Raw genomic sequence first — 20,878 nt, 5'->3', positions numbered from 1 at the left:
CTGAGGGCTTTGCGGAGGTTCCGAGAAAATCTTAGAGGACAGGATTTTGCGTTGAAGACATGAGAGGACACTGTCTGAGCTCCGAAGGAGCGAGTTTGGCCTCTCATGTCTTCGCTTTTAGCAAAATCCTGTCCTCTTAGATTTTCCGGGTTCTTCGCACAGTTCTCAGATCAGGCACGCCACATCCACGCACCTTCTGCGAACACAAGCAATCATCCTAACAATATCTCTTTTTTCAACGTAAAGGAATAAATATACTTCTCTTTCACCCTGCGCCCAGTCATTCTATGAAGTGCCTGAGCATAATCCTCCAGCTGAGTGTGATACAGATCAACCAGCTTCTGCTCTTCCCCCCTGCGCACACGATCCGTCTTGTAATCAACCAGCACGATCTCATCCCCTTCCAGAAAATAAGCGTCTATGATTCCCTGCACAAGCACACGTTCCTTGGGATCCCATGCCTCATCTATTTCAGCAGCACTTCTGGAAATGACAAAAGGCTGTTCCCTGAAAAGAAGCCCCGATAATGCGGCGGCTTTCATTCTCTGCCCCAGTGTCCCATTCACAAAAGACTGAATATCTGAAATTCTGATACATTCTGCTTCTGCCTCAGACATTTTTTTGCTCTGAACCAGTGCGTCAATCTGCTCTTTCAGCAGCTGTGCACTGTCCGTTTTATTGTACTCAAGACATTCCATCACACGATGGTAGGCAGTACCTCTTGCCGAACCTGTGAACGCCTCTTCCGTTTCCTTCTTTTCCTCAATAAATCTTGGAACCAGCGGAACAATGTCCGGTTCGAAATATACAGCTTCTTCAATATCCGTATCTTCATGGTAACTCTTCTTTTTCAGATCCGATACACTGACCTTCACTGGAATATCCTTACGATATTCATAAGGATATACAAATCCAAAGCGCTTTTCCAGTTCCGCTCTGATTTCAGGATCCACGATTTTCTCACAATCCCAGTTATCCAGAATATCGTCTTCCATCTGCCCTGCAGCCTGTTCCACCACTTCAGCCTCCGTTAAAGTCCTCGCTGTGATCCTTTTCACTTGAAACTCTGCCGGATCATCATAAAGCAGATTATCATGGGATGGCAGCAATCCAAACTCCTCAAAAAGTTCATCCATGCAGCGGTGCCTTGCAAGCGCAGGAAGCACATAATCCCAGTAAGTTTTTCCATTCAGTCTCGTTTCTGCCGGAAGAAGTTCCTGTTCATTTTCGCGGAATCTGTATAAAGAAAGCAGCCTTTTTTCCAGATTTCCTATTGTTCCGGTCATGATCAGTTTCTCCTTGGCACGCGTCAGGGCAACGTAAAGTACTCGGATTTCCTCCCCCAGAGTCTCTTCCAGAAGCTTACGGCGGATCACCTGCTTATACAGTGTTGACACAATCATCCGCCGGTCTGGCAAAATGGCGTCAGCGCCAAGACCGTAATCCGGATGAATCAGAAGTCTGGCGTTCAGATCCTGCATATTGAACTGTTTTCCCATACCGGCAAGGATTACAATCGGAAACTCGAGTCCCTTGCTCTTGTGGATCGTCATGATTTCCACGGAACCTTCTCCTGCGCCAGAAAGATTTACTTCGCCATAATCAACTTCATATTTTTGCAAATGTTCAATATATCGGACAAAATTAAATAAGCCTCTGTAACTGGTCTTCTCATAATCCATTGCCTTTTCCACCAGCATAGCGAGGTTGGCGCTCCGCTGTGCACCATTTGGCAGAGCTTTCGCATAATTACCATAGCCGGTTCTGCGGAGAATCTCAAGAATCAGCTCATGCACAGGAGTGTACACCGCAAGATCACGCATTTCATTCAGCAGGACTATAAAACCATGTAATTTGTTGTAAAGAGTTCTTTCCTGCCCCTCATATTCTTCCAGGAAATTCAACACGCTGTCATACAGCATCCCCTTCGGATGTTCTTCCCGCAAAACGGCAAGCTCCTGGGTAGTACATCCCACCAGCGGCGACCTCAGCACACCCGTCAAAGGAATATCCTGAAGAGGATTATCGCAGACCTGCAGATAATTCAGAATCGTAACCACCTCAAGTGCGGAAAAATATCCCGTCTTTGAAGCGGCATACACAGGAATTCCGTGGGCAGAAAGTACCTCTGTAAAGGTTTCTGACCAGCCGGAAGCGGTGCGGAGAAGGATTACAATATCTCCATATTTCGCAGGACGATATTCTTTGGTTTCTTTATCAAGTACCAGCTCTTTTCCCACAATTTCCTTAATTCTGTGGGAAATAGCAAGAGCCTCCAGTTCCCGGGCATCCTTTCCTTCCATCAGATTCTCCAGTTCTTCGGAATCCTTTTCTACCAGAAGAACTTCTGTAGGAAGAAAGCTTTCCTGGTTTCCTTCCGGAAACACAGCTCCAGGATAAAGAGCTGCGGCTTTATCGTAGGCAATTCCACCAAGATCTGTTCCCATAATCTGACGGAAAATAAAGTTTGCACTATCCAATACCTGGGACCGGCTGCGGAAGTTTTTATGAAGATCGATTCGCTGTTCAGTACTGTCCGTTAAACTGTACTGTTCATACTTTTCCATAAAAAGCTCTGGCCTGGCAAGGCGAAACCGGTAAATGCTCTGCTTCACATCACCTACCATGAATATATTTTTTCTTCCATCTGCCCAACCGGAAACACAGTTGGTAATCATTTCCTGTACCAGATTACTGTCCTGGTACTCATCCACCATGACCTCGTCATATTTCAGGGAAAGTTCACGTGCTGCCGGACTCATGTGATAAATGTACTTGCTCTCTCCAGTCCAATCACCGTCGTTTTCGCCATTTTCTTCCTCTGCATGAACCTTTTGAATCAGGATTTCCAGCGCAAAATGCTCCATGTCCGTAAAGTCCAGAATATTTTTTTCCCGCTTCTTCTCTCCATACATACGGATAAATTCCCTGGTAAGCTCTACCAGCATTTCTACAGGCTCCCGGCAGGTTTCCAGAAGCACTGGAAGTTCCTCCTCCTTTACGGAAAAATACCGTGTTCCAATATCCTTTAAAATATCCTTTGCATTTTCCCGAAGAGATTTTACCTGCTCTTTCAGCGTATCATCTACAGGATCTTTTGGTTTCTTTCTGGAAAGAACGGCAAAAGCCGGTTTGCCAAGAAGCTCTCCTGCTCCGTCAAAATCACCGGCGGCGGCTTTCTCTTCTGCTGCACGAATGAGGATGAGATCACTTTGCAGTGCTTCATCATACAGGTATGGTCCTCCTGGCGCATTACAAAAGCTTCTTGCCTGAGTAATCAGTTCCTTTGCCTGGCAAAGATCCTCCGTAATGTTTTTCCATAACAAATTCATCCATTCTGAGGATTTTACAGACTCTAAATCCGTATTTCTATAACTATCTATGCATTCTTCCAGCCAGGTATCCGGATATGGATTGCTCATGGCAGCATTATACAGAGAATAAATCAGTTCTTTAATTCCATCATCTGTTTTGCCTGATGCGTAGCATTCGATAAAATACTTAAACTTTTTGTCATCTTTTATGTAATAGTTCTCCAGAAGCTCCTTCATCACGTCCTCTTTCAGAAGCTTCAATTCTCCCTCTTCTCCTGTCCGATAACCAGGATCCAGACCAATAAGATGGAAATAATTGCGGATCACATAAGCACAGAAGCCATCTATCGTGGTGATCTGCGCCGTATGGATCAAGGTAGTCTGGCGCTGCAGATGCTCATTGTCCGGATTCTCACAGAGAGCATCTTCCAGGGCATTTGCAATTCGTTCCCGCATTTCCCCTGCTGCTGCTCTTGTGAATGTCATGATCAGCAACCTGTCAATGTCAACGGGATGCTCCGGATCCATCACCTTTTTTAGAATTCGCTGCACAAGCACCGCAGTCTTTCCGGAACCAGCTGCTGCACTTACCAGAATATTCCGGTTTCTTAAATTAATAACCTGCTCCTGCTCTTTCGTCCAGTTCACTGCCATTATTCATCCACCTCCTTCACAAAAGCATCCCACAGCTCTTCATCTGTAAAGTTTTTCAGCCTGCGGAATTCATAGCCTGGAATGTCCATATCAAAACCGCATACGCCGCTGTAAGGACAGTAGGTACAGGCATTTTTCTTTCCCATCATATAAGGGGAAACCTGGGCATCTCCGGTCATAATGGACTGTCTGATATGAGAAATCTTTGTTTTTACATAACGGTTTAAAATATCAAACTGCTCTTTTGAGGCTACAGAAGAATTTTTCCGGAAGCTTCCGTCTTTGTTAAAGGATACGGGAATTGACACAAGGGAACTGTCCATTTTTTGTACCAGTTCTTTATCTTTCAGAACCAGTCCGTTCATCTTTAGTTCCTTCAGCACTTTTTCCTGGACAGTCTCTATATCTGCATCTATTTTTTCCTGAATCATAGGATCCTTGATATTGTAATAAAATACCCCTGCAGGAATCACATCTTTATCCTTATGCTTGTTTTGCTCTACGGTAAGGGCACCGTCCATGTAGATCATCAACTGCAGCTGCAGACCATGATACAGGGAAACCAGATCAAAAGAAGTATTCCCGGTCTTATAATCAATGACGCGGACATACAGCTTCCCATCATCTGTCTCCATAGTATCCACGCGATCGATCCGACCGCCCTGAAAAACAACTTCCACACCTTCCGGCTCAAATTCCCCGGATTTCAGCTGTTTCTGAATTGCCCACACAGTTCTTCGTACCATTCGCTTGGTGCGCTGAATCATATATTCATTGCGTGCACTGCTTTTTAGAATGGTATTTCCATAATCTGCACTTATTTTATCTACCAGGCAGTCTGCCAGCGCATCCCTCTCTTCCTCAGAAAGCTCTGCCAGAGAAAGCTTTTCTTTGTTCACTTCCTTTATCAGAGACTCCAGCACCTTGTGCATAATATTTCCCATATCCATGGCGCGGAATTCATATTCTGCACGCTCCGTAAGTTTGAGACCATACTGGAGGAAATGGGCAAAAGCACAGGCAGAATAACGCTCCAGCCTGGTGGCACTGTAGGATGACACCTCTCCATAGAGAACCTTTGCCACACTTTCACTGATAATATCGGCAGGCTTTCTGATTCTGGAAGCCTCCACCAGCTTTCTGGCTAAAGTCCTATATTTAGGACTTCTAAGATACCAGCTGTAAAGCTCGCTGTACAAAGGACTTCCCTGTCCCACAGCACCCTCTCCAAGACCTTTCAGGAAGCATTCCAGACTGGTTCCCGGAAGCTCCATGGCGTTCAGGCTGAATTCCTCATCACCTGCATTTTTCACTTCCAGTCCGGGATATAGAGCCTGTATACTGTGGATCAGATATGCCGGGCTTATAGGTTCTCCTTTTCCATTTGACAAACTGTAGGAAAGGCACAAATGCTCACTTGGCTTTGTCAGATTCAGATACAGGTAAAAGCGCTGGGTGTTCATCAGCTCTTTCGGACCTGGTGCAAGCTCCATTCCCTCATCTGCAAAGAATTCTCTGTCCATCTGGGTCAGAATTCCGCCTGAGTCTGTATTTTTCGGAATATTTCCCTCGTTTACACCTACAAAAAACAGTGCCTTTATTTCTTTCAGACGGGTTCTTTCCATATCTCCAATAAGGACCTGATCCATACTGGGCGGGATCAGCGCAACCTTTGACTTGGCAAAACCAGTTTCCAGAAGCTGGACAAATTCCGTTCTTGTAATTTCTTCCTCTCCAAGGATCTCTACCATACGGTCAAGAAGCTCCATAACAATTCCGTATATCTGGGCGTATTCTTTTTCCAGGGCTTTTTCCCCTTTTTCTTTAAAGAAAAGCTCCTGTTTCTTCAGTTTTTTCTGTATTTCACAGCTTGCGATAAACTGATATAAACTATAACAATATTCACATACTTTTCTCTTTCCACTGGAAAATCCCTGAGCTAGGATCTCAGCCTCCCTCACAAATATTTCCCGGTATTCGTTCAGGACCTGAATATCCTCCGGATCCATGGTCCGGTAAACTCTCACCCACTTCTCGGACCACTTTTTGTAACCGTGAATTCCAAGGGCAAGCACATAATTCTCCAGCATATCCACCTGGTCCCTTCCAAGGCCTGACATATCACAGCGCAGATACCGAAAAACACTTTCGTAGGAAAAACCCTTTGTAACCATTTCAAGAGCAGCACGAATATATTCTATAAATGGGTTCATCAGAATGGTGTGCTTCTCATCCAGAAAGTAAGGGATCCGGGATTCCTCGAATACCTGAGATGCAATACTTTTGTACGCCTCCAGATTTCCGGTAATCACAGCGATTTCTCCGTATTTCAGATTTTTTTCACGGACCAGACGGCGTATTCTCCTGGCTGTCTCTTCCAGTTCTTTTACAGGGGATTCTGCTGCAAATATGCAGATTTCTTCCTGTTTCTTCTCATAGACAGATCTTCTGTAGCGAAAAAGATGCTTCTCCAGAAAGTCAAGGGAGGTGGAATTTCCAAAGCGGCCCTTTCTCTCATCTTTCAGAAGAATGGGATCATCCAGATTGCTGGTCAGACCGGACAAGGTGTGGATCATTTTCCTGCTCATGTAGAACAACTGATGTGGTTTTCCCATCTGTAAGGGATTTTCTCCGGCATCCATGGTGACAGTTACCAGAACCTTATCGCAGACATTTAAAAGTTCCCGGATCACGTTCATCTGCACCGGAGTAAAACCGGTGAAGCCATCCAGAAGGAGTACGGATTTTTTCAGTTTATCAGAAAAAGGAATGGCTTTTTTCAAAGCGTCCATCACGCCTTCGCCGGTCATATAATGACCTTCCAGATATTGAAGAAAGGCCTGATAGAGGACACCCACATCCTGCATTTTCATATGAAGAAGAGAGTCCTCCCCTGTTTTTCCCAGCATGTCCTGCAGTTCTTCTTCCCGGATATCATACTGCATAAATTCTGAAATCAGAGATTTCACTTCGTCCAGACAGCCCGGTTTGTTCATCTGGCTGCCAAGATAGGGCAGATTTTTTCGATGCTGCTGCACCAGCTTCTGAAGAACCATACTTTTTCCAGTGTCATCCAGAAGCACTTCCATGGCACCGCCTGTCTCCTCGAAAATACGATAGGCAAGGCGCTGAAAGCTGAGCACGTCGATATTCAGGATTCCCTTTCCGGGGTGCATTTCGACTACGTTTTTCTGTGTCTGCATGGTGAACTGTTCCGGGACGATAATATAGTACAGGTGCTGTGGATTTTCCATAGATTCCCGGATGATCTGTTCACATGCATAATGCGTCTTGCCAATGCCGGAGCTGCCGATAATGAATTGTAGGGACACGTTTTTTCCTCCTTCTGCCAATTGTATGGAATAAAAAAAGCCTGTATCTGATAAAAAATCATTCTGTTTTATATTCTATCATATTTTCCATGCTTTGATAATAGGATAGAATAAGAAGGTTAGAGCCTGGTTTTGCGGCCAGGATTATTTTTTCATTATCAGTGCGATACAGGAGGCGCAGTCCATGAGTTCGAAAACCAGGATCATCGTGTTACATATGAAGGAAGTGGTATATACCATTGCCTTTCTGATTCTTGCTGTTCTTCTGGGAATCCTGATCTACTTTATGTTCGGGCCTGGAAAAAGCCAGACCACTTCTGCTGCTGGAGAGGGGATTTATACGCCTGGCGTTTACCGCAGTTCCCTTACTTTGAATAAAAATACTTTTGACGTGGAGGTTACAGTAGATCAAAACAATATCCAGTCTATTGAGCTGGTAAATTTAAGTGAAAGCACCACTGCCATGTTTCCGCTGGTAAAGCCTTCCCTGGAATCACTGGCCAGCCAGATTGTTGACAGCCAGTCCCTGGACGACCTGAAATATTCCACGGACAGAAAATATACGTCACAGCTGCTTATTTCTGCCATTGAAGATGCATTAAAAAAGGCGGAGAACCATGTAAGTTCTCCGCCGGCATAGCAATAAACAAACCTAATTATTTCCTACCTTTACAGCTGTATGCTACGCGAAATACAGTTACAAAATGCATGGAAAGCGTACCGCACAATCGTTTTATACTTCAAGCTTCTCCAGAGCTTCCATCCATACCGCTGCGCTTGCATCACTTGGCATACGCAGGTCACCTCTTGGAGACAGTGCCACGCTACCTACCTTCGGGCCGTCAGGAAGACAGGAGCGTTTGAACTGCTGGGCAAAAAATCTGCGGTAGAAGATTTTCAGCCATTTCAGAATCGTAGCCTTGTCATAGGTACCCTCAAAGGTACAGCAGGCAATGCGATAGATCTTATCCGGTTCAAAGCCTGCACGAAGCATATAATACAGATAAAAATCATGAAGTTCATAAGGACCAACCAGATCTTCTGTTTTCTGTGCAATCTTGCCGTCCTTAGGCGGCAGAAGCTCCGGACTTACCGGAGTATCCAGAATATCCAGAAGAACTTCTTCCAGCTCTTTCTCTCCGCAGGTATCTGCATAATAGTGGACAAGATGTCTTACAAGCGTTTTGGGAACAGAGGCATTTACACCATACATGGACATATGGTCTCCATTATAGGTTGCCCATCCAAGAGCAAGCTCGGAAAGGTCACCGGTTCCCACAAGAAGTGCTCCCTCCTGGTTTGCCATATCCATAAGAATCTGCGTACGCTCTCTGGCCTGACAGTTCTCATAGGTTACATCATGAACGGAATCATCGTGACCGATATCACGGAAATGGATATTTACCGCCTCTTTAATATTGACCTCCGTCAGAGCAGCACCAAGGCACTGGCTTAATTTGCAGGCATTCTGGTAAGTTCTGTCTGTGGTACCAAAGCATGGCATGGTAATGCAGCGGATATTCTCAGATGGCAGTCCCATCAGCTGGAAAGTACGTGCAATTACAAGCAATGCCAGTGTAGAATCAAGTCCCCCGGAAAGTCCGACCATTGCCTTTTGGCAGTGGATGTGGCTCATTCGCTTCTTAAGTCCCATAGCCTGAATGTTCAGAATCTCCTCACAGCGCATATCACGCTCTTCTTTTACAGAAGGTACGAAAGGATAGGGGGCAAACTTCCTGGTAAGAGAGGTCTCTTCCACTTCCACATCAAAAGGTACGATCTGGCAGTCAGCATCATCAGATGCCGGATAGGTGGAAAGTCTTCTTCTCTCATCTGCCAGTCTCTGCACATCAATTTCTCCGTAAATCACAGTGTTCTGGAAGCGCTTCGCCTCTGCCAGCATGGTGCCATTCTCTGCGATCAGGTTCTGTCCGCCAAATACCAGATCCTGGGAGGATTCACCCTCTCCTGCTGTGGCGTAAATATAGCCGCACACCAGTCTGGCAGACTGACCCTTCACCAGATCACGGCGGTAGGAATCCTTGCCAACCATCTCATCACTGGCTGAAAGATTGACGATAATATGGGCACCGCCCTGTGCCAGATTTACACTAGGCGGAAGTGGAACCCACAGATCCTCGCAGATCTCCGCGCCAACTGTCAGCTCCGGCAGTCCTTCACATGAGAAAATCAGATTGCTGGCAAAAGGTACGCTTTCCTCCCCAACTGTCACATCCGTCCACACATCTGCCCCGGAAGCAAAGTGTCTCTGCTCATAGAATTCATTATAGTTTGGAATATGAGTCTTAGGTACAAATCCAAGAATATTTCCGTGGTTCAATACTGCTGCCACATTGTAGAGCTTGCCGTTCATCCGCATAGGAAGTCCCACAAAGATCAGCGCATCCACATCCGCAGTCTCCTCTGCAATAGTCAGAAGGCTCTCCCATGCACTGTCCAGCAGTCTTCTCTGAAGGAAAAGATCCTGGCAGGTATAGCCTGTGATGCAAAGTTCCGGCAGTACCATCAGCTTTGCATGCTGTGTCTCCATTTCACGGATTACTTCCAGAATTGCCCTAGTATTGGCCTTACAATCAGCAACTGTAACCTGCGGCGTTCCTGCCGCTACTTTAATAAATCCCTGATTCATATCCTAGTCCTCTCTTATCCTACCATTTTCACGCCTTAGAGTGTGTTTGAAAAAGGCTTTCTGCAAGATGTGCGTCACAATTTGGGTGAAATATACCGCAATCTGCACACCAGTCACCAGTGCAAACTCTATGACGGAAAATAGTGATTCTGTCTCAATTCAGCTTATTTGCATCTTCTTAGAATTTCTTTCAGCTCTTCTACTGTAAAATTGTAGTTGGTATTACAGAAATGGCAGTTCATCTCGATTGGCTTGCCTTCCTGGATCATTTCGTTTAATTCTTTTCTGCCGATGCTGATCAACGCTTTCGCTACTCGCTCCTTGGAGCAGTTACAGTGGAAGCGGGTGTCCATCTTCTCGTTAATCTGTATGTCAAAGCCTTCCAACACTTTCTCCAGCAGACTCTCCGGGGTATGTCCTTCCTCTAACAGGTTGGTGACAGAGTTGATTTTCTGTACGTTCTGCTCTAACCTGGAAATCACTTCTTCCTCTGCAAATGGCATCAGCTGTACAATAAATCCACCAGCCTGACGTACTGTATTGTTCTTATTCATCAGGACTCCAAGTCCAACTGCGGACGGTACCTGCTCGCTTGTTGCAAAATAATAGGTCAGGTCTTCTGCGATCTCACAGGTCTGAAGCATAACCTGTCCGCTGTATGGCTCTTTTAGCCCCATATCCTTAATCACAGTCAAGAATCCAGGACCAACTGCTCCTGCAACGTCCAGCTTACCTTTGGAATTTGCCGGAATGCAGACATCTGGATTTCCTACATAGCCCTTCACATTTCCCTGGGAATCGGCAGTTACCGTAATTCCCTGAAGTGGACCGCCGGCCTTGATCTGAAGGGTCAGAACATCTTTTTCCCCCTTCATCATGGAGCCCATCATGGCTCCTGCAGTCAGAAGTCTTCCAAGCGCTGCCGTAGCCACCGGACTTGTATTATGGTGCTCTCTTGCAGTCTCCACCATCTCAGTGGTCACTGTCGCAAATGCACGGATCTGGTCGTTAGCTGCAGTCGCGCGGATGATATAATCATTCATGTGTATTCTCCAATCTATACTGTTATAATGTTAATCGTAATCCTATAGCTATTTATCTTATTATTATATTATCATTTACCATGTTCCCTTACTACAAAGGTAAGCCTGCCGCTATCTTCCTTCGGTGGCTCCAGTGTATAAGCATCATACACTGCCAGAAGCTCCATTCCCGCTTTTCCAATAAGTTCCTTAATCTTCTCCAAAGAATAGGCTCTCTGATAGTGAACCTCCTCATCCTTCTCATAAAGTCCGTCCTCTCTTGGAATAAACAGAGCCAGCTCATACGTATTAATCCCGGTCTCCTCATCATAACTGTTCTCCCAGATAAAGCTTCCCTCATCCCGGTTCTCAGCAATCGTAGTATTCCCGATCATAGTCTGATACTTATAAACCGTATTCATATCAAACAGAAAAATCCCCTGAGGATCCAGATAATTATTTACCAGGGCAAACACATGCTCCAGCTCCTCTTCCTCTGTTATGTAATTCAGACTGTCACACACGCTTACCACAGCCCGTACGGTTCCATAAAGTTCAAACTCCTGCATATCCTGAAGAAGATACAGGATGTCATGCCCGGACTCTACCCGCTTCTCCATGGCCTCTGCCAGCATTTCCCCGGAATTATCCACTCCGATCATGTCATAGCCAGCCTCTGCCAGTATCTCAGTCATGGTTCCCGTGCCGCAGCCAAGATCCAGCACAAGTCCGTCTGTGATTCCCTGCGCTGCAAGCTGCTGCTTCAGCCATTTGCCCCAGGTCTGGTAGTCCACATTGTCCTGGAACATATCATATACTCTGGCAAATTCGCCATAAGCCTGAAAATTATCCATATTCCCTCCAACTGTCACGGACACAGCCATCCATCCCGGGTAGCTGTGTCCGTGTAAGTCAACATTCTGCTTTTTCTGTTATTACTCTACAGGCATGTAATATACGTCTGCACCTTCTCCATGCCAGTAATAATCCACATCATTCTGATCGTAAACGTCCTCATTATTTACAAAACGATAGGTATTTCCATCAAAGTCAACCCAGTTTCCATTTCCATCCGGAGTAATTACAAGGGGATGGCCATCGGAGTTACGGTAAATAGTTCTGGTCTGGTTGGTGTCTGTAAGCTGCTCCTGGGTAAATCCGCCGGAGTTTGTGATTGTTCCATCACTGCTTCCATCACCTGAGGACGCAGAATCAGTACCTGCACTCTGCGTTCCGTCAGTGGAACCATCTGTACTTCCCTCAGTGCTTCCGTCTGCACTGTCAGAAGACTGTACCGGTGCAGCAGCTTTCAAAGAAGACTCTCCTGCAATTCCGAAGGAATCAACTGCAGCCTTAACTCCTGCATAAGAAGCCTCATCCACAACAGATCCGCAGATATTGTAATACTCATCAGAGCTCTTATAAATTTTATGGATCGCATAAACATATCCGCCGCTCTTGGAAGCATCTGTGTACTTCACAGTGTAAGAATAAACGCCTACTCCCTCCACATCACTGGCGGTATAATCCTGGATCTCAAAGTCAGTACCTTCTGCAAGGTCAGAAGCCTGCTCTAATGCCACAGCCAGATCCTGCGTATCCGGAAGCATAGCAGAAGACATATCCTCTTCTCCCTGTCCATGAAGGATCAGGATCTTACCCTGCTCCGGGGATTCGAAACTGAGCATATCTGCCTCATCCGCCTTATTGGACCAGGTAGCATCTGGAAGCTTAATGGAGACAGCCCCATTGCTTGATGTATAGGTGCTGTCCTGTACGTCTGGCGCGATGGTTGGCTCCGGAGTAGGTGTAGCGGTTGCTTCCGGAGCAGGTGTCTCAGTTACCACTACCTGTTCTTCCGGCTCGTCTCCGCCAAAACTGCAGCCTGTAGCAGCTGCAGAAACAATTGCTGATATCGTTAAGATTGCTAAAATCTTTTTGTTCTTCATAGTATCCTCCTTATTTCTTTTCATAAGTAAATTTTGTAAATCTACATTATTCTATTTCATTAACAAAACGAAAATATTTCTCGTTTATAAAAATCTCCCGAGCTGTATTTTACAATTTTATTACAATCCTGTCAATGGATTTCCCACTACAGAATCTAAATTTGCTGTGAAAATATTATAAACTTTCGTGACGAACTTTATATATTTTTTCAAAGAGTGTTGGTAAAATACTGTCTGCAAAATGTACGTTGTATTTGACAGCATATTTTACTAACCTGAATTTCTTTTTTATTTTACGCTCTGTTTGTCATACTTTTGTAATATTTATTTTCCATATTCGTACATATGCAATTTATGAAGCGCTCTGGTAGCAGCAATATAACGTCCCTGTTTTGCAATCGGACTCTGATCTGCTGCAGGGAACAGGGAAAATACCTGGTCAAATTCCAGACCTTTTGCAAGATAAAACGTAGTAACTGTAAGGCCTTTGCAGAAGCTGTTGCTGTCACGATGCAGGTACGAGAAACGATTTTCCATATCAAACCCTGTATTTTCCAGTTTTTCTTTCAAAATGCGGGCGGCTTCTTTTGCCTCAGATTCCGTGCGAAGGATCAACGCAGCTGTCTCAAACTGTTCCGTTCCCAGCTGAAGCTTATTCACAAGCTCGTCCAGAGCCGCTTCCATTGCCTGCTGTTTTTTCCCTTTAAAAAATAATTCTTCCACCGGATCGCCATGACGATCAAACAAATCCATATCTGTAATCCCTGCAAGCTGATTCGCATAAGAAGCAATCTCCACAGTGTTTCGGTAGCTTTTGTTCATAACGATCCTGCGGATATCTTTTCCGAAAATTTTCGGTAAAAATCCCAGAACATCCTGAGCCTCATCTTCCATAGTCTGGGCTTTGTCCCCCAGGATGGTCATACGGCATGGAAACATCATTTTAAGGATCAGATACTGAAGCCTTGAATAATCCTGCATTTCGTCTACTACCAGGTGCTTGATACCATTGTGACTGGTCTGGCGAAGAAGGCGGTACTTCATGTAAAGTACCGGATAGACATCCTCGTAACGAAGCTTTCGCTCCTGAAGCTGTACATGGGGAAGTCCCGGATAGCCGCAACTTTCCAGAAAACGGCTGTAGATCACATAGAGATCCTGTGTCTCATACATATTCATGAATTTCTCCATTACAATGGCACGTTCTTCCTCATCCATATCATTGTCCCGAAGCGTCTCTACCTCATCAATGAAATTCTCTGCAACTGCCTCCATACGTGATAACAGAGGGATATCCTGAAATTTAAAGTAAAAAAGATCAATGATCTCCTCTTCTTTTTTCGTAAAGCTCTTATATTCCACATCATGAAAATCCATCAGCTCATCTTCCAAGGATGTGAGATACCCCTCCATCTGATTCAAAAATTCCCTGGACTGTTTTTCCTTATATAAGGAAGGCATATCCGGGAAATTCAGGCTGCGCTCAATCTGGTCATAGCGGTCTTCGCAGTCAGATACCGTATCTTTCAGCTGTCTGTAGGCAAAAAGATCAAAGCTCATTTCTTTAATATTTTCCTCTCCCAGTTCCGGAAGTATATGGGAAATATAATCAGAAAAGATGCTGTTGGGAGACAGGATCAGGATATTGGAGGATTTCAGGTTCTTGCGGTCGTGATACAAAAGATAGGCAATTCTGTGCAAGGCAATGGAGGTCTTGCCGCTTCCGGCTGCGCCCTGGATTACCATGATCTTATCCCTGGTGTTTCGAATGATGGCATTCTGCTCTTTCTGGATGGTGCGGACAATATTTTTCAGCGCAGTGCTGCCTCCGCTGCCAAGCTCTGCCATAAGAATCTCGTCATCAATCTTCACATCACTTTCAAACTGGTAAATCATACGGCCATTTCGAATCTTGTACTGCCACTTGGAGGCAATTTCACCGCAGATGGTTCCCAGCGGTGCCTGATAAGACGCCGGACCTTTATCATAGTCATAAAAAAGCCCGCTGACAGGAGCACGCCAGTCATAGATCAGAGGCGTATGCCCTGCCTCTTCTGCGAAATTTCCGATTCCAATATAAAAGATCTCCGGCTCCTCATCCCCTTCAAATACGAAATCCACTCTTCCAAAGAAAGGGGAATCCAGCATTTTACGAAATCTTTTTCGCAGATGGATCTGCTGCTCGTTGGCGTTGATCTGGTGAAGAAGTGCCTGCTGGTTATCGAAATTTTCGTAACCATACTGGTCCATCTCCGTATAGTTCTCCCAGTAATACTCATGCATTCCTTCGATATCCTTCTGTCCTTCCAGAATGGACTGGCTGATATGGGCGATCCTGGTTTCTAATTTATCTGTAACGTATGCAAGAAAAGCTGCTCCGTCTTTATTATCAATTGTCATTGGGGGTATACTCCTTTAACATTCGCGCTGCAGCCCTTTCTACCAGTCTTGTAAAAAGACACCCAGAGCTGCTGCAATAAATGAGGTTTTTTCGTTGTCATGACTTTGTCCCTGCCTTCCTTTCCGGCAGAAACTTTGCTCCATTATACATTATCTGAGGGTAAAAGTACAGACAGCAAATCCCTGGATTTTTTCTCTCTGAAGACAAAAAAAACAGCAGTTTTTCCGTATATTTTCCGAAAAAGCTGCTGTATTTTTTTATCTGTTTCACTTACTTTTATGCGGTCTGCGTCTTATCAAACTGGCTGTTGTAAAGATCTGCGTAGAAACCTTTCTTTGCAAGCAGCTCTTCATGGCTGCCCTGCTCGATAATGTCGCCATCCTTCATAACCAGGATCAGATCTGCGTCCCTGATGGTAGAAAGTCTGTGAGCGATGACAAAGCTGGTTCTGCCTTTCATCAGGTTATCCATAGCTTTCTGGATCTGTACCTCGGTTCTGGTATCAACAGAGGAGGTAGCCTCATCCAGGATCAGGATCTTATTGTCTGCAAGAATGGCTCTTGCAATTGTCAGAAGCTGTTTCTGTCCCTGGGAAACATTGCTGGTCTCCTCATCCAGAACCATGTTATAGCCTCCCGGCTGCTGCATGATAAAGTTGTGGATATGAGCAGCCTTTGCTGCTGCGATCACTTCCTCATCGGTAGCATCCAGCCGTCCATAGCGGATGTTTTCCATAATGGTTCCGGAAAACAGCCAGGTGTCCTGAAGCACCATTCCAAACATTTCATGAAGCTCGCTTCTGTTGAAATCTTTTACATCATGGCCATCTACCTTAATAGAACCACTGTTTACATCATAGAAACGCATGAGTAGCTTAACCATGGTGGTTTTTCCTGCACCGGTAGGACCTACAATCGCAATTTTCTGACCGTCTCTGACCTTTGCCGAAAAATCGTGGACAATGATCTTTTCCGGATTGTAACCGAAGCTTACATGATCAAATTCTACATTTCCGCTGAGCCCGTCAATAGAAACGGCATTCTCTTTGGTGGTCTCCTCTTCCTCCTCATCCAGGAACTCAAACACACGCTCGGAAGCGGCTGCTGAGGACTGAAGCAGGTTGGTTACCTGTGCGATCTGCTGGATGGGCTGGGTAAAGTTACGGATGTACTGGAAGAAGGACTGAATATCACCTACTTCAATAGAACCTTTGATCGTGAACCATCCTCCAAGAAGGGCTACCATAACATATCCAAGGTTTCCAACAAACTGCATGACCGGCATCATGATTCCGGAGAAAAACTGGGATTTCCATGCTGATTCGTAAAGCTTCTGGTTGTCTTTTTCAAATTCTGCAACTACGTCTTCTTCTTTATTAAATACCTTCACTACATTGTGTCCACCGTAGTTCTCTTCAATCTGGCCATTTACCTCACCCAGATACTTCTGCTGTGCCTGGAAATATTTCTGGGAGTGCTTCATAACGAAATTGATGATAAGCATGGACAGCGGAAGGATCAGAAGGGCAGCCAGAGTCATCCACACATTGATGGACAGCATCATCACAAACACACCGATCAGGGTGGTAACTGATGTGATCAGCTGGGTAATACTCTGGTTCAGGCTCATCTGAAGGGTATCCACATCGTTCGTTACGCGAGAAAGGATTTCGCCGTTTGTCCGGCTCTCATAATAGTTCATTGGGAGGCGGCTGAATTTCTTTGAAATATCTTTACGTAAATTGTAGGTAACGTCGTTGGAAATTCCGGTCATCACATAACCCTGGATAAAGGAGAAGCAGGCACTTGCCAGATACAGTCCTAATGTCCATAACAAAATATAGCCAATTTTTTCAAAATCAATGCTTCCGGTGCCGTTTACCTTGGCTACCAGGCCGTTAAAAAGCTCTGTTGTTGCCTTTCCAAGGATCTTTGGTCCTACAATGTTAAAAATGGTTCCTGCAATTGCAAACAGAAACATGAGAACGAAACGGATTTTGTAGCGTTCCATGTATTTCAAAAGTCGTTTCATTGCTCCTTTAAAGTCTTTTGCCTTTTCCCCGGAGTTCATTGCACGGCTCCGATGACCACCCATCACAGGGCCTCTGGCTTTGTTTTCACTCATGCTAATTCCTCCTCTGAAAGCTGTGACATGGCGATCTGGCGGTAAACCTCGCAGTTCTTCATCAGTTCCTTGTGGGTGCCGATGCCTGCCATATTTCCGTCATCCAGCACGATGATCTGATCTGCATTCAGGATGGTGCTGATTCGCTGTGCTACGATAATAGTGGTAATATCCTTTGTCTTTTCCTTCAGGGCCTTGCGAAGCTTGCTGTCAGTCTTGAAATCAAGTGCGGAAAAGCTGTCGTCAAAAATCAGGATCTCCGGCTTTTTGGCAATCGCTCTTGCAATGGAAAGACGCTGCTTCTGGCCACCGGATACATTATTTCCTCCCTGGGAAATAGGTGCTTTGTAGCCTTCCGGTTTCGCTTCAATAAAGTCATCAGACTGTGCGATCTGAGCTGCCAGTTTTACATCTTCCTCTGGCATATCCGGCTTACCGTAACGAATGTTGGAGTCGATGGTTCCAGAGAACAGGACTCCCTTCTGAGGTACATAGCCCAGACGGTCACGAAGCTCATGCTGTGTCATATTTCGTACATCCACACCATCTACTTTGACACAGCCCTTCGTTGCATCATAAAATCTGGGGATCAGGTTGATCAGCGTACTCTTGCCGCTTCCGGTACTTCCGATGATAGCAACAGTCTGGCCTTTTTCTGCCTTAAAGGTAATGTCGTTGATGACATTTTCCCCTGCTTCCGGATAAGCGAAGCTTACATGGTCAAATTCGACCGTTCCTTTTTCCTGCTTATCTGGCATTACCGGTTCCTCCGGATCATTTACAGATGGCTCCATTTCCAGAACCTCACAGATTCGGCCTGCTGCCACGTTTGCCCTTGGGAGCATAATGGAAATAGCTGTGATCATCAGGAAGGACATAATAATCTGCATAGCGTACTGGATAAATGCCATCATATTTCCTACCTGCATAGTTCCATTGTCAACGCCATGTGCACCGAAATAGATAATCGCTACAGATACACCGTTCATGATCAGCATCATGATCGGCATCATAAATGTCATACAGCGGTTTACAAACAGGTTTGTCTTTGTCAGATCCATATTTGCTTTTTCAAAACGCTCTTCCTCATGCTTCTCACGGCTGAATGCGCGGATAACCGGGATTCCGGTAAGGATTTCCCTGGTTACCAGGTTCAGACGGTCAATGAGAGTCTGCAGCCTGGTGAATTTCGGCATTGCAATCTGGAACAGTACAAAAATAACAATCAGAATGATGGCTACTGCGGCTCCAAGGATCCAGGTCATGGAGGAATCGGTCTGGAGAACCTTGATCACGCCTCCGATGCCAAGGATGGGCGCATACAGAACGATTCTGAACATCATGGTCATAACCTGCTGTACCTGCTGCACATCGTTGGTACTTCGCGTGATCAGGGATGCAGTGGAAAATTTATGATATTCGTTACTGGAGAAATGAATAACCTTGCGGTATACATTATCTCGCAGATCATGTCCAAGGGCTGCTGCCACTCTTGCTGAAAGGAAGGTAACACTTACAGCGGTCAGCATGATCACCAGCGCCATCAGAACCATCTGGATTCCGGATGTCCGGATGTAATTCATCTGAATTGCGTCCGAATCCTCGCCCATAGCTTCGTATTCTGTTTTTACACCACTGACAGCGGCCTGTGTAAGAATGGATTCCGGCATGTCGGAAAGCTTCTCATCTGCAGCCTCCAGCATCTGTTTTTTTGCATCCTCCGGCATTGCTGACAAAACCTGCATTGGGTCCGTTCCTTCCGGTACCTGCATCTGGGAAAGCATTTTCTGGCTCTCTTCACTGCCAGAGGTAAAAGAGGTGTACATCATCAGAGGTTTGCACAGAAGATCGTTTAATTCCTCACGTTTATCCCCTGTAATGCCATCTTTCAGTTCATATGTGTCTCCATCCAGGACATAAGAGTCCTGAACTTCTTTCTGTGTGTCTTCGTCCATAAAAATATGCAGATTTTCCATTGTGCTCTGACGCATTTTTTCCGGAACACCATCTGGTATTCCCCCCTGCTGGATCCCTACGTTAATTACCTTGGAGGTATAATCCGGCAAGGACAGATCACAGTATGCCTGCAAAAACAGCAGTCCAATGATCAGGACGATGTAGCCTGCTGATTTTTTCAGATACTTCATTAATTTAATCATGCTTGGGTTGTCCTTTCTACATTTTTTCAAAGCATCCGGGCTTTTCTGCCTTTTGCTTTGTTTTTCAGTTTCCTGTGCTACTTTTTATTATGGCAAAAATGTCCCATGCACATTTCTTCCGGTGAAAACTCTGGTGCTGGCATTGCCGCAATATTTTCCTTAATCTGTATGCAGAATCGTTTCATCAGACATAACTCACTTTCGGAAAATCCTGTCAGAACCTGTTTTTCTCCTTCCTTTACCATTCGCATACCTTCATTAATTATTGCTTTTCCTTCTTCTGTAAGATAAATCCGGCTTATGCGTTGATCTTTTTCATCCTGTTTTCGAACTATAATACCGATTTTTTCCAGGCGTTGGATACTTACGGTAACAGTAGGCGGCTTCACGCCTAACTGGCTGGCCAGTTCTTTCTGGCTGCATCCGTCTTCTTTCCACAGAACAGCCAGAATAGGCATTTGTCTTGGATGGATTCCCAGACCTTTTAATTTACCAAAGCATTTTTCCACATACATGCGGCTGATTTCCATAATCAGACGTTGAATGCTTTTCTCATTGTCGTTTTCCAAATTCTCACCTCACTTGCTGTCTGAAACTGAGATACAGGCTTTGGAGTGTGTATCACAGTTTCAGGTTCCTGTTCAGCTTTCTTATATTAGTTAGCCGACTAATTTTATAGTTTACACTTTTTCACAAAAAGCGCAAGTGTTTTTTGTGCAGTTTATATTTTTTTTAGATTTATAGCTTAATTTTATTGAATTGAAAATATGTATTTATTTTGTCGGCTAATTATTATGTATAAGACCACAGTATCTGTTGTCCGGAGTTTTCATGATAAAAAGAATCCTGCCCGGTAGGCTTTTTATGTAATACGTAACAGGAATTTCCTGTTACAAAAAAATACCGCCTGCCAAGCGGTTTTCACAGCTTTAACAAGCGGTATTAAATTATTGAATATTGTGATTTCAAATAAACTGGTTGGTCTCTTCGTCGTAGTGGTAGTCGATGGAATCCATCTTATCCAACAGGGATTCCCTGTTCAGTCCGCGGCAGGTGCACAGGGCTTCCAGAGAATCGTAATAATCCCGAAGCTGGGTATTTACATAACTAAGCAAAATCATAGGATCTTTTGGTATCATAAGACTTGGACTCCTTTTCTTTTCCTTTACTTGTTACTGTTCACTCCGTTCACAGTAACGCGCTTCGCGATGCACAGAAATCATGCATTCGCATGATTTCGCGCCGCAATTCTCGGGTTTTCTGTGAACTTTGT

13 protein-coding genes are annotated in these 20,878 nt (G+C 44.9%); 1 reads left to right on the top strand and 12 read right to left on the bottom strand.

What is annotated here, in order from left to right; translation table 11 throughout:
• Nucleotides 1–212 precede the first annotated feature (212 nt).
• Together addA and addB are read right to left on the bottom strand one after the other, a co-directional pair.
• A complete protein-coding gene (gene addA / locus AB5618_RS16660; RefSeq protein WP_148461240.1) occupies nucleotides 213–3,968 on the bottom strand; it encodes a helicase-exonuclease AddAB subunit AddA in 3,756 nt (1,251 codons plus the stop codon).
• Nucleotides 3,968–7,300, bottom strand: coding sequence for a helicase-exonuclease AddAB subunit AddB (gene addB / locus AB5618_RS16655; RefSeq protein WP_148461239.1), 3,333 nt, complete (start codon nucleotides 7,298–7,300; stop codon nucleotides 3,968–3,970). Before addB ends, addA begins: the two co-directional genes overlap by 1 nt.
• Before the next feature lie 184 nt (nucleotides 7,301–7,484).
• Between addB and AB5618_RS16650 the strand changes: the two genes are divergently transcribed.
• Nucleotides 7,485–7,940, top strand: coding sequence for a hypothetical protein (locus tag AB5618_RS16650; RefSeq protein ID WP_148461238.1), 456 nt, complete (start codon nucleotides 7,485–7,487; stop codon nucleotides 7,938–7,940).
• 93 nt (nucleotides 7,941–8,033) lie between these two features.
• Here the strand turns inward: AB5618_RS16650 and AB5618_RS16645 are convergent, their stop codons facing one another.
• The 10 genes from AB5618_RS16645 to AB5618_RS16600 form a co-directional block, all read right to left on the bottom strand.
• On the bottom strand, nucleotides 8,034–9,950 hold the full coding sequence (locus AB5618_RS16645; RefSeq protein WP_148461237.1) for an NAD(+) synthase: 1,917 nt from the start codon (nucleotides 9,948–9,950) through the stop codon (nucleotides 8,034–8,036).
• 28 nt (nucleotides 9,951–9,978) lie between these two features.
• The gene (locus AB5618_RS16640) at nucleotides 9,979–10,044 is read right to left on the bottom strand and encodes a DUF6783 domain-containing protein (protein WP_368366919.1); all 66 of its coding nucleotides are present in this window, start codon (nucleotides 10,042–10,044) and stop codon (nucleotides 9,979–9,981) included.
• Nucleotides 10,045–10,114: 70 nt separating this feature from the next.
• The gene (gene hslO / locus AB5618_RS16635) at nucleotides 10,115–10,993 is read right to left on the bottom strand and encodes an Hsp33 family molecular chaperone HslO (RefSeq protein ID WP_148461236.1); all 879 of its coding nucleotides are present in this window, start codon (nucleotides 10,991–10,993) and stop codon (nucleotides 10,115–10,117) included.
• A gap of 71 nt (nucleotides 10,994–11,064) precedes the next feature.
• On the bottom strand, nucleotides 11,065–11,826 hold the full coding sequence (locus AB5618_RS16630; RefSeq protein ID WP_148461235.1) for a class I SAM-dependent methyltransferase: 762 nt from the start codon (nucleotides 11,824–11,826) through the stop codon (nucleotides 11,065–11,067).
• Between the two features lie 81 nt (nucleotides 11,827–11,907).
• The gene (locus AB5618_RS16625) at nucleotides 11,908–12,921 is read right to left on the bottom strand and encodes a hypothetical protein (protein WP_173717445.1); all 1,014 of its coding nucleotides are present in this window, start codon (nucleotides 12,919–12,921) and stop codon (nucleotides 11,908–11,910) included.
• 324 nt (nucleotides 12,922–13,245) lie between these two features.
• Nucleotides 13,246–15,321: a UvrD-helicase domain-containing protein gene (locus AB5618_RS16620; protein ID WP_148461233.1), complete on the bottom strand. Its 2,076-nt coding sequence runs from the start codon at nucleotides 15,319–15,321 to the stop codon at nucleotides 13,246–13,248.
• A 277-nt stretch (nucleotides 15,322–15,598) separates the two neighbouring features.
• Nucleotides 15,599–17,446, bottom strand: a complete 1,848-nt coding sequence (locus AB5618_RS16615; protein ID WP_148461232.1) for an ABC transporter ATP-binding protein — start codon at nucleotides 17,444–17,446, stop codon at nucleotides 15,599–15,601.
• Nucleotides 17,443–19,605: an ABC transporter ATP-binding protein gene (locus AB5618_RS16610; RefSeq protein WP_148461231.1), complete on the bottom strand. Its 2,163-nt coding sequence runs from the start codon at nucleotides 19,603–19,605 to the stop codon at nucleotides 17,443–17,445. The genes AB5618_RS16615 and AB5618_RS16610 overlap by 4 nt, the downstream gene beginning before the upstream one ends.
• Before the next feature lie 77 nt (nucleotides 19,606–19,682).
• Complete coding sequence (locus AB5618_RS16605) at nucleotides 19,683–20,174, bottom strand: MarR family winged helix-turn-helix transcriptional regulator (protein WP_226837944.1); 492 nt, start codon at nucleotides 20,172–20,174, stop codon at nucleotides 19,683–19,685.
• A 396-nt stretch (nucleotides 20,175–20,570) separates the two neighbouring features.
• Nucleotides 20,571–20,744, bottom strand: coding sequence for a DUF4250 domain-containing protein (locus tag AB5618_RS16600; RefSeq protein ID WP_118582984.1), 174 nt, complete (start codon nucleotides 20,742–20,744; stop codon nucleotides 20,571–20,573).
• Nucleotides 20,745–20,878: the final 134 nt, after the last annotated feature.

Source organism: Ruminococcus sp. J1101004sp1_RTP21198st1_B9_RTP21198_201120, from assembly GCF_040924245.1.
In the GTDB taxonomy this organism is placed as follows: domain Bacteria; phylum Bacillota; class Clostridia; order Lachnospirales; family Lachnospiraceae; genus Blautia_A; species Blautia_A faecis.
The sequence above is the reverse complement of the archived record's forward strand: the minus strand, read 5'-3'. Positions and strand labels throughout refer to the sequence as shown.